The sequence below is a fragment of the Ensifer sp. VA4 genome, assembly GCF_055710065.1.
Genome location: NZ_JBVQPO010000003.1, coordinates 179,815 through 195,149, shown reverse-complemented (window position 1 = coordinate 195,149; position 15,335 = coordinate 179,815). Strand labels below are relative to the sequence as shown.

Below are 15,335 nucleotides of genomic sequence, written 5' to 3'. Positions count from 1 at the left end.
CCAGGAATTGCGCCGGCCGGGAGAGCCGGCGCCGTCCCAAACGAGCGGGAGGACGCTCGTCTATGGATAAGTGGAGGAGAAGGACAATGAAGAAGACCAAAACGATGCTCGCGGCGCTTGCCGTCGGGCTTCTGACGTCGACGGCGGCAATGGCTGGCGACGTGCGCATCATGTGGTATTCCGATGGCGTCGAGGGCGAGGTGCTGAAGGACCTGCTAGATCGCTTCATGAAGGAGAACCCCGGGATCAACGTGATCCTCGACAACGTCTCCTACAGCGTCGTCAAGGAGCAGCTGCCGGTACAGCTCGAAGCCGGCAACGGCCCGGATATCGCCCGCGTCACCAACCTCAAGGCCCAGAGCCAGCACTGGCTCGATCTTCGCCCACTGGTTGCTGATCCCGCCTATTGGGACGAAAATTTCGGCGCGCAGGCCGACTGGATGCGCCCCGACGGCTCGAACCAGATCTCCGGCTTCATGACCCAGATCACGATCGCCGGCGGTTTTGCCAACAAGACGCTGTTCGAGCAGGCCGGCGTCGCGATCCCCGGCAAGGACGCGACCTGGGACGATTGGGCGAAGGCGGCCAAGCAGGTGGCCGAAAACCAGCAGGTGCCGTTCCCGATGGCGCTCGACCGCTCCGGCCATCGCCTCAGCGGCCCGAACCTCGCCTATGGCGGCAACTATATCGGCTCTGACGGAAAGCCGGCGCCGCTGGACGAAGGCACGAAGAACTTCCTGAAGACCTTCGTCGGCTGGGTTGCCGACGGCACGATGAGCAAGGACGTCTGGGTTTCGGCCGCAGGCTCGACCTACCGAGCGGCCGCCGACGACTTCATCAACGGCCAGCTGGTCTATTATTATTCCGGTTCCTGGCAAGTTCCGAACTTCTCGACCAAGATCGGCACCAACTTCGATTGGGTGGCCACCGGCAGCCCCTGCGGCCCGGCGAACTGCACCGGCATGACCGGCGGCGCCGGTCTGGTTGCGGTCAAGTACACCAAGAACCCGAAGGAAGTCGCCAAGGTGATGGACTACCTTGCGAGCGAGCCGATCGTGAAGGAGTTTTCCGAGCGAACCCTGTTCCTGCCTGCGCATAAGGGTGTTCTCGCCAAGGGGCTCGACTTCAAGACCGATGACGCCCAGGCGAAGGCCGCGCTCAATGCCTTCGTCGAAGCGAGCACGTCGCTTTCCGACGTTGCGCGCAAGCTACCCGGCTGGCTGTGGTCCGATGCCGTCTATGGCGCGCTGGTCACCCGTGTCAGCCAGGCGGCTGCTGGCGAGATGACGGTAGACGAGGCCTTTGCCCGCATCGACTCGGATATCGCCACGAAGGTGAAAGATAGCGGGAACTGAAGCGGAGCCATCGATACCCGATGTCCGCCGGCATGAAGCATCGTGCCGGCGGGGTCACCTCGCGTATCACAGCGGGCAGCGTCGCGTTCTTGCGCAAGCGCACGAAGCAACATGCCCCGGCAGCCCGCCCTTCGGCGAGGCGAAAGTTATCCCGGCAGCGATAGCTGCATACATAGTAGCGCGTGATCGGTGGGGGAGGAGCCAGGAATGAAGGCAGATGTTCCAAAGGGAAGCGGATCCGGCCTGGGGGAAACGGCGATGGTGCCCGTTCGTCTGGCGATGGCCGCCATCGATGCGCCACTGCGCTTCGTGCAGCGCCGGCTCGGCATCGGCGGCATGGCGACCTTTTTCCTGCTGCCGAACATGCTGATCTTCGGCATATTCGTGCTGCTGCCCTTCTTCATCAACTTCGCCTATTCCATGACCGGCGGCACGGCCCTTTTCCTGCCCGACCGGAGCTTCGTTGGAGGCGATCAATATGCGCGCCTCTTCGATTGCGCGAACTACGCCGACCCGAACTCCTGCGCGGAAGACACCTTCTGGACGGCCGTCGGCAACACGGCCTGGTTTGTGGTGCTGCAGGTCACCCTGATGATCCTCTTTTCGCTGGTGACCGCCCTGATCCTCAATCGCGATCTGATGGCGCGCAGCTTCTGGCGAGCGGTGTTCTTCTTCCCGGTGCTGCTGTCGCCCGTTGTTGTCGGCTTGATCTGGAAGTGGATCCTGCAGCGCCAGGGCCTGCTCAACTTCGGTCTCTACGGCCTGGGCTTTGGGCCCTACACCTGGCTCAACGACCGCAATTGGTCCTTTGCCGCAACCGTCGGCGTTTCGATCTGGGCGCATATGGGCTTCTACACGCTGATCCTGCTTGCCGGCCTGCAGGCGATCCCGAAGGATCTCTATGAGGCGGCCGAGATGGACGGCACCCGTCCGGCGCGTGCCTTCTGGCGCATCACTTTGCCGCTCCTGATGCCCAACCTGCTCGTCGTCATCGTGCTCGTCCTGATCCGCGCCGTGCAGATCTTCGACGAGGTCTACGTGCTGACCGGAGGCGGCCCAGGCACCAGCACGCTCTACATCACGCAATACATCTACGAGACCGGCTTCGCGACTCAGTTGCGTAATCCCGGGCTTGCCGCAGCCGCATCGATCCTGATGGGCGGCGTGCTGGTTGTGCTCACCCTGGTCCAGCTCGGCCTTGGCCGTAAAGGCGAGAAGAAGGGAGCCCGCAAATGAGCCGCCTTGCCGAATTCATCTTTCGCCGCCGCGGCCGCAACGGCTGGCACTGGACCGACATCTTCACCTGGGTCTGGCTGATCGGCGGTCTCTTCATCATGTTCGGCCCGGCTGTCTGGCTCGTTGGTTCCTCCTTCAAGTCGCCGGCGGCCCTTGCCGAATTCCCGCCTTCGATCATGCCCTATGTGACCCAGAAGGCGACGATCGAAGGCTACGACAAGCCGCTCGACCTCTACGAGGTGACCATGCCGGATGGCAGCAAGAAGGTGCTCGCCGAGGTCCGCCGCATCGGCATTGTCAGCCAGATGGTTTCACCCGAGAAGCCGACCGAGATCGTCAAGGTCAAGATCGCCGAGCGTACGCCGGTGCGCACGATGTCCTTCGCGACGTCGAACTACAGCGAGCCCTTCACCCATTTCGACTTCGTCCGCTATCTCTGGAATTCCGTGTTCGTGACGGTGACGGCGACGCTGATCACGCTCATCGTCAACTCGATGGCTGCCTTCGCGCTCAGCAAATACGAATTCCGCGGCCGGACGTTCGCGATGCTGTTGATCCTCGCCACCCTCATGGTGCCGCTCTCGGTGATCATGGTGCCGCTCTATTCGATCGTCTCGGCGCTCGGCCTCTTCAACAATCTCTGGGGCGTGATCCTGCCGACGGTCGCCACACCGACCGGAGTCTTCATTCTACGGCAATACATGCTGACCATCCCAGACGAGTTGATCGACGCGGCACGGATGGACAAGGCGTCGGAGTGGCAGATCTACTGGCGCATCATTCTGCCGCTGACGGCACCGGCGCTCGCCGTGCTCGCGATCTTCTCGGTTGTCTGGCGCTGGAACGACTTCCTCTGGCCGCTGATCGTGCTCTCGCGCAAGGAACTTTACACACTGCAGGTGGGCTTGAGTATCTATTCTGGCGAGCTGAACGTGCAGTGGCATTTCATTCTCGCCATGACGGTCGTGACCATGATCCCGGTCGTGCTCGTCTTCATCTTCCTGCAACGCTTCATCACCACCGGCATCGCCGGCACCGGACTGAAATAAGGGGGGCACCATGGGCCACATCAAGCTAACCAGTGTGACCAAGTCGTTCGGCGCCGTCGACGTGCTTCATGACATCAACCTGGAGATCCAAGACGGCGAGTTCGTGGTCTTCGTCGGCCCATCCGGCTGCGGCAAATCCACGCTCCTGCGCATGATCGCCGGGCTGGAAAAGCCGACTGGTGGTGAACTTTCGATCGACGGCAAGGTGGTCAACGACGTACCGGCCGCCGACCGCGGCCTTGCCATGGTGTTCCAGTCCTATGCGCTCTATCCGCATATGAGCGTGCGCCAGAACCTCGCCTTCGGCCTCGAAAACACCCGCATGCCGAAGGCGGAAATCGCCGAGCGCATCGCGGAAGCCGCGCGCATGCTGGAAATCGAAGCCTATCTCGAGCGCCGCCCCGGGCAGCTCTCGGGCGGCCAGCGCCAGCGCGTCGCAATCGGTCGCGCCATTGTTCGTCGCCCGGTCGCTTTCCTGCTCGACGAACCGTTGTCAAACCTCGACGCAGAACTGCGCGGCTCCACCCGCGCCGAACTCGCGGCCCTGCATGCACGTCTCTCGGCAACGATGATCTACGTGACGCACGATCAGGTCGAGGCGATGACGCTCGCCGACCGCATCGTCGTCTTGCGTGCCGGCCGCATCGAGCAGATCGGCACGCCGCTCGAACTCTACAACAGGCCCGCAAACCGTTTCGTTGCCGGCTTCATCGGCTCTCCGCACATGAACTTCCTTGAAGGTACGCTCGAAGCAGCCGGTTCCGGCACGGCTGTCGCGACGCTGAAGGGCGGTCATCAGCTGCAGGTTCCGATCGAGAACCGCGCGTTCGCAGCCGGCGCTCCGATCACCCTCGGTGTTCGGCCGCAGCACATCACGCTTGATGCCGGCGAAAATAGCATTCCCGCGAAGATCCGCCTCGTCGAAGCGCTCGGCTCAGAAACCGTGCTGCACGCCGATGTCGCCGGTCAGAAGCTGCTGGTCGTCGCTCCCGGCCAGCATGACTTGGCACCCGGCGCCGATATCAGGTTGTCGCTGACCGCCGCCCCCATCCATCTCTTCAACGACAAGGGGCTTCGCCTTGAACGCGCTGTTTGATCTCACCGGCAAGACCGCTCTCGTTACAGGCGCCCGAACTGGCCTTGGCCAGGGCATGGCGCTCGCACTGGCACGCGCCGGCGCCGATATCGCCGCCCTCGGTTCCTCGCCGATGCCCGAGACGGCGGCGCTGGTCCGGGACGCGGGCGTGCGCTTTCACGAACTGACGGTCGACCTCTCCAAGCGCTTCGATGCAGCCAGGATCGTCGCCGAAATCACCGCCACGCTCGGCGGTATCGACATCCTCGTCAACAATGCCGGAATCATCCGTCGCGCCGACCTGCTCGACTATTCCGAGGAGGATTGGGACCGTGTGCTCGACGTCAACCTGAAGGCGGCTTTTCTGCTGTCGCAGGCCGTTGCGCGCCACATGGTGGAGACCGGACGGGAAGGCCGGATCGTCAATGTCGCCTCGATGCTGACCTTCCAGGGCGGCATCCGCGTGCCGGCCTATGCCGCCTCGAAGCACGGAATTGCCGGCCTTACCAAGGCCATGGCCAACGAACTGGCGCCGCAGCGCATAACCGTCAATGCGATAGCGCCGGGCTACATGGCGACCGACAATACCGAGGCGCTTCGCAACGATCCTGATCGTAACGCGCAGATCTCCGCGCGCATCCCCATGGGGCGCTGGGGGACGCCAGACGACCTGGCAACCGCCGTGCTGTTCTTTGCCGCGCCTGCCTCCCGCTATGTCACCGGAACGGTGTTACCCGTCGACGGCGGCTGGCTGGTCCGGTAGACGTCGGCATCGGCGGCCGCAAAGCTGGGAGCAATATCTGTCCACGCCCTGCCGGTTTGCAGGAAGCGAGTTTTGGGGTGAGGGTACGTTTGATCTCGATTGCCCACGGCCGCCGACCCGCGGGCGTTATCAGGAGATCGATTTCGGCGCCTGCTGCCGTACGCTATACGTTCATTTGCGTGACGCCGTAGGGCACAACTCCAGAAGCGTTTCCAGTGGTTATCCGGCGCTCGAACATCCTTGCATTTATGGAGTTTAATTCCAGAACTGCAAGGTAGATGTCTCGTGCTTCAGCTCTTGCCCGCCTGTTTGCGGGGTAGATCAGATGTTGCCCATGCAGAGATATTTCATCTCGAGATAGTCTTCGAGCCCGTGGCGTGAGCCCTCGCGGCCGATGCCCGATTGCTTGATGCCGCCGAAGGGGGCGGCCTCCGAGGACATGCGGCCGGTGTTGATGCCGACCATGCCGTATTCCAGCGCCTCGGCCACATGCCAGACCCGTTTCAGGTTCTCGGCATAGAAGTATGCCGCGAGACCATAGATCGTGTCGTTGGCCTCGGCGATCACCTGCTCGGCCGTGTCGAAGCGGATGATCGGGGCGATCGGACCGAAGGTCTCTTCCTGAGCAACACGCATGTCGGTCGAAATGCCGGTGAGGACGGTCGGCTCGAAGAAGGTGCCTGACGTGCCGATCCGGTGGCCGCCGGCGCGCACCTTGGCACCCTTGGCAACGGCGTCGGCGACATGGGCCTCGATCTTCTCGATCGCGTGCTTGTCGATCATCGGGCCGATGGTGATGTCCGGGGTGAAGCCATCGCCGACACTCAATTCGGCAACGCGCCGGACGAATTTCTCGGCAAAGGCGTCATGCACGCCCGATTGCACATAGATGCGGTTGGCCGAGACGCAGGTCTGGCCGGCATTGCGGAACTTCGCCTGGACTGCGCCATCTACGGCTTCGTCGATATCGGCGTCGTCGAAAACGATGAAGGGGGCGTTGCCGCCAAGCTCAAGGCTGACCTTCTTGATCTGGTCGGAGCATTGTCGCATCAACAGCCGCCCGACTTCGGTCGAGCCGGTGAAGCTGATCTTGCGGACCTTTGGATTGCTGCAGAGTTCGCGTCCGATCGCGGCACCTTCCGCGGCATAGATAAGGTTGACGACGCCCGCGGGGAAGCCGGCCTTTTCGGCGAGTACGAACATGGCGCCGGCAACGAGCGGGGTCTGCTCGGCGGGCTTCAAGACGATGGTGCAGCCGGCGGCAAGCGCCGGCGAGATCTTCCGTGCCACCATCGAGGCCGGGAAGTTCCAGGGCGTGATGGTGCCGACGACGCCGACGGGCTGCTTGATGACGAGCATGCGGCGGTCGTTTGCCGGTGCCGGGAAGGTCTCGCCATAGATGCGCTTCGCCTCTTCCGCGTACCATTCGACATAGGCCGCCGCGTGCAGCACCTCGCCCTTCGATTCGGCGATCGGCTTGCCCATCTCGGCCGTCAGGATAGCGGCGAGATCGTCGGCGTGTCCGACGATCAGGTCATGCCAGCGCCGAAGCACGGCGCTTCGGTCCTTGGCAGGTTTTGCCGCCCAGAGGATTTGCGCCCTTGCGGCAGCCTCGATCGCCACATGGGCCTCTTCGATGCCCATGTCCGGAAGGGTTGCCAGCAGTTCGCCGGTAGACGGATTGAAGACGTCGAAGGTTGCGCCGGTCCAGCCTTTGGCGGCATGCGCGATTGTGGGAAGCGGCGCGAACAGTTCGACGGCGCGCAAGTGCTTGGTCAAGGCGGGGGTCAAGGTCATTGGCGGGCATCCTCCGGCGATGGCCCACCGCGAGGCGGCAGGCCCGCTTTTGCTTGTTCTTGCGAGTGCCGATCGACGCCGGCACCCGAGCTTTGCGCGCCTGAATTGGCGCACGGCACCCACAGCGCGGCGCGTCTTTCAATACGCGCTAAGGTCGCTGCTGTAGTCCGTTGAATTGCTGCATAATTTTGTCCCTAAGTCGATCCTGATCCAAGGAATTATGCACCGGGCAACCGCGTTAGCGGTCGCCCGGCCGGGCGTCAACCACGCGCCGCGAGGATCGATGCTTCCAGAATGTCGAGCGCTTCGGCGAAGACTTCGTCCTGAATGGTGATCGGCGCCAGGAAGCGAATGACGTTGCCGTGCACGCCGCAGGTCAAGAGGATCAGGCCTTTTTCCAGAGCGATTAGCCGCACCTTGTTGGCGAAGTCGGCGCTCGGCAGGTTGGTCTTCACGTCGTTGAACTCGACGGCGTTCATGAAGCCGGGCCCACGGATGTCGGCGATCTCCGGTGCCTGCTCGCGGATGGCGGCGAGGCGCTGCTTGAGCCGGCCGCCGAGTTGCTCGGCCCGTTCGCAGAGCTTCTCCTCGGCGATGACGTCAAGCACCGCATGCGCAGCTGCAATGCCGAGGGGATTGCCGCCATAGGTGCCACCAAGGCCGCCGGGGGCCGGCGCATCCATGACCTCGGCGCGGCCAGTGACGGCGGCCAGCGGGAAGCCGCCGGCGAGGCTCTTCGCCATGGTGATGAGATCGGGCGCGACGTCGTGGTGTTCCATTGCGAACATCTTGCCGGTACGCGCAAAGCCGGTCTGGACTTCGTCGGCAATGAGCAGGATGCCGTGCTGGTCGCAGATTTCGCGCAGCGCCTTCATGAAGGCGGTGGGAGCGGGGTAGAAACCGCCTTCGCCCTGTACCGGCTCCAGGATGATGGCGGCGACGCGGCCCGGATCGACGTCGGCGGCGAAGAGCTTCTTCAGCGCCGCCAGCGACTGTTCGACGGTGATGCCGTGCAACTCGATCGGGAAGGGGGCGTGGAAGACGTCGCCCGGCATCGCGCCGAAGCCGACCTTGTAGGGAACGACCTTGCCGGTGAGCGCCATGCCCATGAAGGTGCGGCCGTGGAAGCCGCCGGTAAAGGCGATGACCGCCTGGCGTCCGGTCGAGGCGCGGGCGATCTTGACGGCGTTTTCGACAGCCTCCGCACCGGTGGTCACGAAGATCGTCTTCTTGGCGAAGTTGCCGGGGGTCAATGCGTTCAGGCGCTCGGCGAGGTGTACATAGGATTCGTAGGGAACGACCTGATGGCAGGTATGCGTGAAGCGATCGAGCTGCGCTTTGACCGCTTCGACGACCTTCGGGTGACGATGACCCGTGTTGACGACGGCAATCCCGGAGGCGAAGTCGATGTAGCGATTGCCCTCCTTATCCCAGATTTCCGAGTTTTCCGCGCGATCGGCATAAATCTGGGTGGTCATGCCGACGCCACGGGAAATGGCGGCATTCTTGCGGTCGGTAAGGCTGGTCATGGCGCGTTCCTGTTACGTCTGGAGTCAATATGTTGCATTTTTTCTGCAAGTTTATTCAGGAAGTGGTACACCTTTCACTGTCGATTGCAAATCAAATTTGGTGATCGAGAGAACACGGGCGCTGATGCGCTGTTCTTGTCATATCTCGATCGCGGCGGCTAAGGTTGCCGACGCTTCGGCACGGCACGGATTCGTGCAGGCGCCGACGGTTAGTGAAGGAAACGGAGAATGGGCGCGGTGCGCTACAAGGTTGCCGAAGCAGCACGTCTGGCGGGGGTTTCCGCTTCGACGCTGAGGCTGTGGGAGACGCAAGGGCTTGTCGTGCCCGAGCGCTCGCCGACGGGGCATCGGCAATATACCGAGAGCGATCTTGCCCGGTTGAAGCGCATCGCCTGGTTTCGCGCGGAACGCGGCCTCAATCCGGCGGCGATCCGCCAGGCGCTCGAAGCGGAAGGTGCCGCGGAAGACCACAGCGGAACGACGACCGGTGACGGCACCGACAACCAGGTGGGACGCAAGCTCAGGAGCCTCAGGCATGCGGCCGGCAAGACCCTGGAGCAGGTGGCCGGCGACATCGGCATCGCCGCATCGGTGCTTTCGACCTTGGAGCGCACGTCGCAGGGCGTTTCGGTGGCCGTGCTTCATAACATCGCCGAATATTTCGGAACGACCGTTTCCAGCCTTTCCGGTGAGGAGGAGGCGGATGCACGCGCCGTGGTGCGGGCCGGCGAATGGCGGACCTGGCCGCGCACGACGCCCGGCGTCACCGTGCAACTGCTGGCCGATGGCCGCAATCAGATGGACTGCCACCGCTTCGTGCTGGAGCCAGGCGCTTCCAGCGAGGGCGCCTATCGGCATGAGGGCGAGGAATTCGTCTACGTCCTCTCCGGCCGCGTTGAGTTCATTCTCGACAGCGACCAGTTCTATGACCTCGGTGTCGGGGACTCGCTCTACTTCGAAAGCAAGAGGCGTCATGCCTGGTCGAACCGGCACGACGGCGAAACCGTGTTGCTTTGGGTCAACACGCCCCCGACGTTCTAAACCGCGAAGCTGGAGCAAAACAAAGGTTTGCGACATTGGTGCGCGGCGACGGCCGGACTCGTCGGCGTCCCAACACTCATCCATCCAGGTGGCACCACGGCTCGTTGCTGATCAGAGGTCAAAGTTTGGCCCCTATTCGACCCTAGATTTTTAAGGGCCGCCTTCAACGCACAGTGCGACGATCAGACCTTCCACGCTTCTTTCGAAGCAAATGGCAACCTCGCGGCAAAAATCGTAGCTGACCAGAGAGTTGGCTCCACAAGGAACGAGGCCTGCAAGGGTCGAAACTCCGAGGGGATGTTCAATGCCGAATATACGCGACCGTCAATTGGACGGGTTGCGAGCCGCTGCCGTTTCAATGGTTCTGTACGCGCATTTTTTTGCCGCGGACGATTCCCATTGGGGACACATCGGCGTGCGGCTGTTCTTCGTTCTCAGCGGCTTTCTGATCACGCGGCTCCTGCTCGACGCCCGTTCTGCCGCTCAGTTCAAGCCGGCGACGGCTCTCAAATCCTTCTACGCGCGTCGCGCCTTGCGGATCTTTCCACCCTATTTCGCCATGCTGGGTATCCTGTGGCTGGTCAACCTGGAAGGCGCCAGGGAAGGCTGGGCCTGGCATGCGCTCTACCTCTCGAACTTCTGGTATGCGCTGAGGGACGCGTGGACGCCGTGGGTGCTCTGTCACACCTGGAGCCTAAGCATTGAAGAGCAATTCTACATCGTCTGGCCGTTGCTCGTTCTGCTGACGCCGCGCCATCTGCTTGGGCGGCTATGCATCGGCGTCATCGCCGCTTCGCTGGCCTACCGCTTCTATTGGCCGCTAACGGGAGAACCGTCGCTTGCGCGCGATCTGCTGCCTCCGGCCTCGATGGATGCACTGGCGGCGGGAGCGCTCCTCGCCGCCCACCGTTCGGCGACCATGTCTTGGCCGCGGTGGATGACGGTCAGCTGGCTGCCGCTTTCCATCGTGTCTCTTGCGCTCCTTTGGGTTCGATTGACGTCGATGGGGCCGGTGTTTGATTGGCTCGTCTGGATCGGTCTCGAAGCCCTTCCGCTCATCCCGCTTGCGATGCTGGTGGGGCACGCTTCCACCGGCTTCAGCGGTGGGGTCGGCAGGCTGCTCGAACTTCAGCCGCTGAACGCGCTCGGGCGCGTCAGCTATGGCGTTTATCTGTTTCATCCCGTCGTGCTTGCGCTGGTCGTCAAGGCGCAGGGGTGGATACCGATCAACGTTGCCGAGCAAGGGTCCGGGCGCTTGCTCGTCGCCGGCTCCGCCACATTGATCATGGCTGCTCTTTCCTGGTTCGCATTCGAAAAGCCGCTCAATGCGCTGAAACGGCATTTCCCCTATGTGCGCCCGAACGGTGGCTTCGGCGCCGTCCCGATGAGTACCGTGCAAGCCGACGATTGGCTTCTCGGGCGAACCGACGAGGGGCTGCGCCCTGTTTACCTTCCGGGTGCCGGTGCCCGGGGAAAGACGCTTCAGGCGTCCGATCTGCAATAACGTTCGAGGTTGCCCATGACCGTTCCGTTGGTTTCCGTCCTGTTGCCCGTCTACAATGCCGAGCCCTATCTCGGCGCGGCGCTCGAAAGCATCCTGAGGCAGGACCACAAGCGGCTCGAGATCATCGCCATCGACGACGGTTCGCGCGATCGCTCGCTGGAAATCATGCGGCGCTATCAGCAAGCGGACGGTCGTATCACCATCGTCTCGCGCGAAAATCGCGGGCTGATAGCAACCTTGAACGAGGGTCTCGCCCTGGCAAAGGGCGATCTCATCGCCCGGATGGACGCCGACGACATTTCCTATCCGTCGCGACTGTCGCGCCAGGTGTCGTCGTTCGTTGAGCAGCCGGAGCTCGCACTCTGCGGCACGGGCATCGACACGCTCCTTGGCGACCGCATCATCCGCGGCACGCCCAATCCGATCTATCAGCCGGCAAGCCTCAGGGCATTGTCGAAGTTCTTCACGATCTTCATCCACTCGACCGTCGTCTACAACAGGCACGTCATCCCGCAGGATATGCTGAGCTACGACGCGCATTATGTGCATGCGGAGGATTTCGATCTCTTCCGGCGTGTCACCGACCGTTATCCCGCGAAGATGATCGACGAGGCGCTGATCGCTTACCGCATCCACGGCAACAGCGTAACGAATACGCACAAGCGCCAGATGCGCCGCACGCATCTGGCGATCGTTGCCGAAAACCTCGAGCGCGAAGGTCTTTGTCACAATCCCGGCGTCTTGAACGACATCGGGCTTGCGCTGACGCCTGAAACGATCCAGCAAGCGGCCGGGTGCATCCGTTCACTCGAAGAGAGGGTCTCGGCGCTTCCTCCGCAAACCCGTGCGGGCTACGAGGCGGGCGCGTTGAATCTCTTCTATTTTCTCTATCAGCTCGTCAGCGACGAACGGCGGCCGGAACTCACCCATGCGTTTTTGACGCAGACGGACAAATGGGGGCTCATTCGTCGCCGGGAACGATATGGCCTTATCACGGGGGCCCGTGCCCCGTGGTGCAGCCGCCTGTCGCTGGCGGCCACCAGCCGGCTGGACGCTTTGTCGCGATATCTGCGTTCCGTGCCGGCGGCGAGCGTGCTCCCAGCCGAAGGGATGCACTAGCATGACCGTCGAGGGCCTGAAGTGGAATGCGATGGAGCGGAGCGGCGTGGCGGAGACGTCGGCTGCGTTGGCGCCCACGTCACGCGACGCGCCTTTCGCAAGCTTTATCGTCTGCACGCGCAACCGCGCCGAGGCGCTCGAGACCTGCATCCGATCGATCGAGGCGGCTTGTGGTGTCCATGCTGCCGTCCGGTGGGAATTGGTTGTCGTTGACAACGGATCGACCGATGACACGCCGGAGCGAATTGCTCGGATTATTACCGCATCACCGCTGACTGTCACGCACGTGGTCGAGAGACGGCCGGGGCTCGCTGCTGCGCGCAACGCCGCCATGGCACGCGCCCGCGGCGGCATCTTGATCTTCATCGACGACGATTGCGAAGTCGATGCGAACTATCTGCGCGACCTGGAGCGCCACTACGCGGGCGATGAAGGCGCCATCATCCGCGGTGGCCGCGTCGAACTCGGAGACGCCAGCGACCTGCCCTTCACGATCAAGCGCTCGAGCGTACGCGAACGATTGACCAGTGACGTTCATCCGGGTGGATTCATCCTGGGCTGCAACATGACGATGCGCCGGGAGGTCGCGCTGCGGATCGGTGCTTTCGATGAACGTTTCGGTGCCGGCGCCCCGCTGCGGTCGGCCGAAGACACGGATTATCTGGTGCGCGCCTATCGGCTCGGCATTCCGGTCGAATATGTCCCCGACATGGCCGTCTTCCATCACCACGGCCGCCGTGCGCGCACGACCATCGAGACGCTTCATCGCAACTATAGCTTCGGCAACGGCGCACTCTGCGTGAAACACATCCGCAGCGCGCCATGGCTGCTGCGGCATTTCTGTTGGACCCTCCGGTCTGCCTGCGCGGAAATCTTCGGTGGCCCCCGGTTTGACCCCGTGTTGCACCTCTCTCACTGGCCGATTGCCTGGATGAACCTGCTTGGCGCTCTCAAGTTCCTCGGCCTCGTCGTAGCCGCACGAACGGCGGGCCACGTCGAGCAGCGGGCCAAAGAACAACTCCAGGGCTGAGGAGACACCATCATGTTCCGTATCCTCGTGCCGAGCCTGCAGCTGTTGCGCGATGCATTGGGGGGGCAGTTGCGTCTGCTTCCGGTCGTGACGATCCTCGGCCTTTGCAGTGCGGCGCTGGAGGGCGTCGGCATCGGCCTCATCATTCCGATGCTGGGAATCATCGCCGGCAATCAGGACCCGGCGGCGTTGAGCGGCATCTCCGCTCTCTTCCAGCAAGTTGGATCGGGCATGGACGATCGTCAGCGGCTGATCGTCATCGCGGCTGCCGCCTTTGCCCTGATTTCTCTCAAGAACGTCCTGGCTTTCGCCAATACGGTGCTTGCGACCTTCATTTACGGCAAAGCGGGCCATTCGATCCGCGGCGCTCTGTCGTCTCAGCTCCTCAAGGTTGGCTATCCCTTCTTGATGAAGGAGAATCCGGGGCGATTGCTCAACATCATTTCAAACGAGTCCTGGCGGGCTTCCGATGCGGTGCAAACCGTGCTTGCGGCGTTGGTAAATGGCTCGGCCGCCATCATCCTGCTCGCGTTCCTTCTGCTTTTGTCCTGGCAGATGACCTTGTTCGTGGCGCTCGGCCTCGTCCTGGTCCAGCTGCTACATTATGTTCTGTCCGCAACGCTTAAGGCCCCGAGCCGCGATGTCACCGCCTTCAACGGCGAATTGGCGGCGCGCATGCTCCATCTGGTTCACGCCGGCCGCTTGATACGGATATTCGGTCAGGAGGCACGGGAAAAAGTCGCGTTCGACGGGGCGTCGGATGCAGTTCGGCGCGCCGCGTTCGCGCTCCAGGCCCGCCAAGGCCTGCTGCCGCCGCTGACAGAGACGCTCCACTCCGCGCTCTTCCTGGCGGTGGTCGTCGGCGCCTGGTCCGTCGGCGTTACCTTTCCCGTCATCGTCGCCTTCGTGGTCCTGCTCTATCGCTTGCAGCCGCATATGCGTGCACTGCAAATGTCCTGGAGCCAGATCCAGGGCTGGAGCGGTTCGCTCGAGGAGGTGCGCTGGCTGCTGGATCCGTCCGACAAGCCAAGGCCGCCGGAGGGAAGGGAGCCCTTCAGCGGCTTGCGACGGCAACTGAGATTTGATGACGTCAGTTTCCGCTATCCGAACTCGGGTTCCCGTGATGTCGTGCTGCAGTCGGCAGCATTTGAAATCCGCGGCGGTCGTTCGACGGCGCTCATTGGCCGGTCCGGCGCCGGCAAGACGACGATCGTCAATCTGCTATGCCGCTTCGTTGAGCCGGACGAGGGGAACATTCTCGTCGATGGTGTCCCGCTGAACCGGATCGACCCGGTGCAATGGCGAAGCCGGATTGCGCTCGCGAGCCAGGATCTGGAACTGGTTGATGGGACGATCCTGGAAAACATCACCTATGGCCGGGAGGAAACCACAATTGTCGAAGTGGAGCATGCGGCCAGGATGGCCGAAGCGCATGGCTTCATCGAAGGTTTGCCGCAGGGCTATCAAACCGTCGTCGGCTATCGAGGCGCCAGCCTCTCGGCGGGGCAGCGGCAGCGGGTGGCACTCGCAAGGGCCCTGGTGCGCGATCCGGATATCCTGATCCTGGACGAAGCCACCAACGCGGTCGACGGCTTATCAGAGGCGGCCATCGTCGAGACCCTGAAGTCGAGAGCGGGACGTCGCACGACGATCGTCATCAGCCATCACCGCAGCACGATCGCGTTTTGCGACGAGGTCGTCATCCTCGGTGGCGGTCAGGTGAAAAGCCAGGCACCTTTCGCCGACGTCGCCAGCCTGACCATGGACCAGCTTTATGAGCACGAAACCGTGGAAGAGCGGCGGGCTTGAGGGCCCTGTCGGCCGTATCTTCGGTAGC

12 protein-coding genes are annotated in these 15,335 nt (G+C 62.8%); 10 read left to right on the top strand and 2 right to left on the bottom strand.

Annotation, left to right across the window (positions count from 1 at the left end):
• Positions 1-86 precede the first annotated feature (86 nt).
• The 5 genes from AC0C6X_RS06095 to kduD all read left to right on the top strand — a co-directional run bounded on the left by AC0C6X_RS06095 (position 87) and on the right by kduD (position 5,478).
• The gene (locus tag AC0C6X_RS06095) at positions 87-1,355 is read left to right on the top strand and encodes an ABC transporter substrate-binding protein (RefSeq protein WP_173518568.1); all 1,269 of its coding nucleotides are present in this window, start codon (positions 87-89) and stop codon (positions 1,353-1,355) included.
• A gap of 207 nt (positions 1,356-1,562) precedes the next feature.
• The gene (locus AC0C6X_RS06090) at positions 1,563-2,591 is read left to right on the top strand and encodes a carbohydrate ABC transporter permease (protein ID WP_472952232.1); all 1,029 of its coding nucleotides are present in this window, start codon (positions 1,563-1,565) and stop codon (positions 2,589-2,591) included.
• Positions 2,588-3,640 (top strand): carbohydrate ABC transporter permease, encoded by a 1,053-nt coding sequence (locus AC0C6X_RS06085; protein ID WP_173518566.1) that lies wholly within the window; start codon positions 2,588-2,590, stop codon positions 3,638-3,640. Before AC0C6X_RS06090 ends, AC0C6X_RS06085 begins: the two co-directional genes overlap by 4 nt.
• Before the next feature lie 10 nt (positions 3,641-3,650).
• Positions 3,651-4,736, top strand: a complete 1,086-nt coding sequence (locus tag AC0C6X_RS06080) for an ABC transporter ATP-binding protein (RefSeq protein WP_173518565.1) — start codon at positions 3,651-3,653, stop codon at positions 4,734-4,736.
• The gene (gene kduD, locus AC0C6X_RS06075; protein ID WP_173518564.1) at positions 4,720-5,478 is read left to right on the top strand and encodes a 2-dehydro-3-deoxy-D-gluconate 5-dehydrogenase KduD; all 759 of its coding nucleotides are present in this window, start codon (positions 4,720-4,722) and stop codon (positions 5,476-5,478) included. The genes AC0C6X_RS06080 and kduD overlap by 17 nt, the downstream gene beginning before the upstream one ends.
• Positions 5,479-5,799: 321 nt before the next feature.
• On the opposite strand, the gene AC0C6X_RS06070 is transcribed toward kduD, so the two are convergent.
• Both AC0C6X_RS06070 and AC0C6X_RS06065 read right to left on the bottom strand, forming a co-directional pair.
• Entirely contained in the window at positions 5,800-7,275 is a 1,476-nt protein-coding gene (locus AC0C6X_RS06070; RefSeq protein WP_472952230.1) for an NAD-dependent succinate-semialdehyde dehydrogenase, read from the bottom strand.
• A gap of 260 nt (positions 7,276-7,535) precedes the next feature.
• Complete coding sequence (locus AC0C6X_RS06065) at positions 7,536-8,804, bottom strand: 4-aminobutyrate--2-oxoglutarate transaminase (protein WP_173518562.1); 1,269 nt, start codon at positions 8,802-8,804, stop codon at positions 7,536-7,538.
• Positions 8,805-9,032: 228 nt separating this feature from the next.
• Here AC0C6X_RS06065 and AC0C6X_RS06060 point away from each other — a divergent pair, with 228 nt between their 5' ends.
• The 5 genes from AC0C6X_RS06060 (at position 9,033) to AC0C6X_RS06040 (ending at position 15,307) form a co-directional block, all read left to right on the top strand.
• The gene (locus AC0C6X_RS06060; protein ID WP_173518561.1) at positions 9,033-9,845 is read left to right on the top strand and encodes a MerR family transcriptional regulator; all 813 of its coding nucleotides are present in this window, start codon (positions 9,033-9,035) and stop codon (positions 9,843-9,845) included.
• A 304-nt stretch (positions 9,846-10,149) separates the two neighbouring features.
• Positions 10,150-11,349, top strand: coding sequence for an acyltransferase family protein (locus AC0C6X_RS06055; protein ID WP_472952229.1), 1,200 nt, complete (start codon positions 10,150-10,152; stop codon positions 11,347-11,349).
• 15 nt (positions 11,350-11,364) lie between these two features.
• Positions 11,365-12,468: a glycosyltransferase family 2 protein gene (locus AC0C6X_RS06050; protein ID WP_472952228.1), complete on the top strand. Its 1,104-nt coding sequence runs from the start codon at positions 11,365-11,367 to the stop codon at positions 12,466-12,468.
• 31 nt (positions 12,469-12,499) lie between these two features.
• Complete coding sequence (locus AC0C6X_RS06045) at positions 12,500-13,498, top strand: glycosyltransferase family 2 protein (RefSeq protein WP_472952334.1); 999 nt, start codon at positions 12,500-12,502, stop codon at positions 13,496-13,498.
• A 12-nt stretch (positions 13,499-13,510) separates the two neighbouring features.
• The gene (locus tag AC0C6X_RS06040; RefSeq protein WP_472952227.1) at positions 13,511-15,307 is read left to right on the top strand and encodes an ABC transporter ATP-binding protein; all 1,797 of its coding nucleotides are present in this window, start codon (positions 13,511-13,513) and stop codon (positions 15,305-15,307) included.
• Positions 15,308-15,335 lie beyond the last annotated feature (28 nt).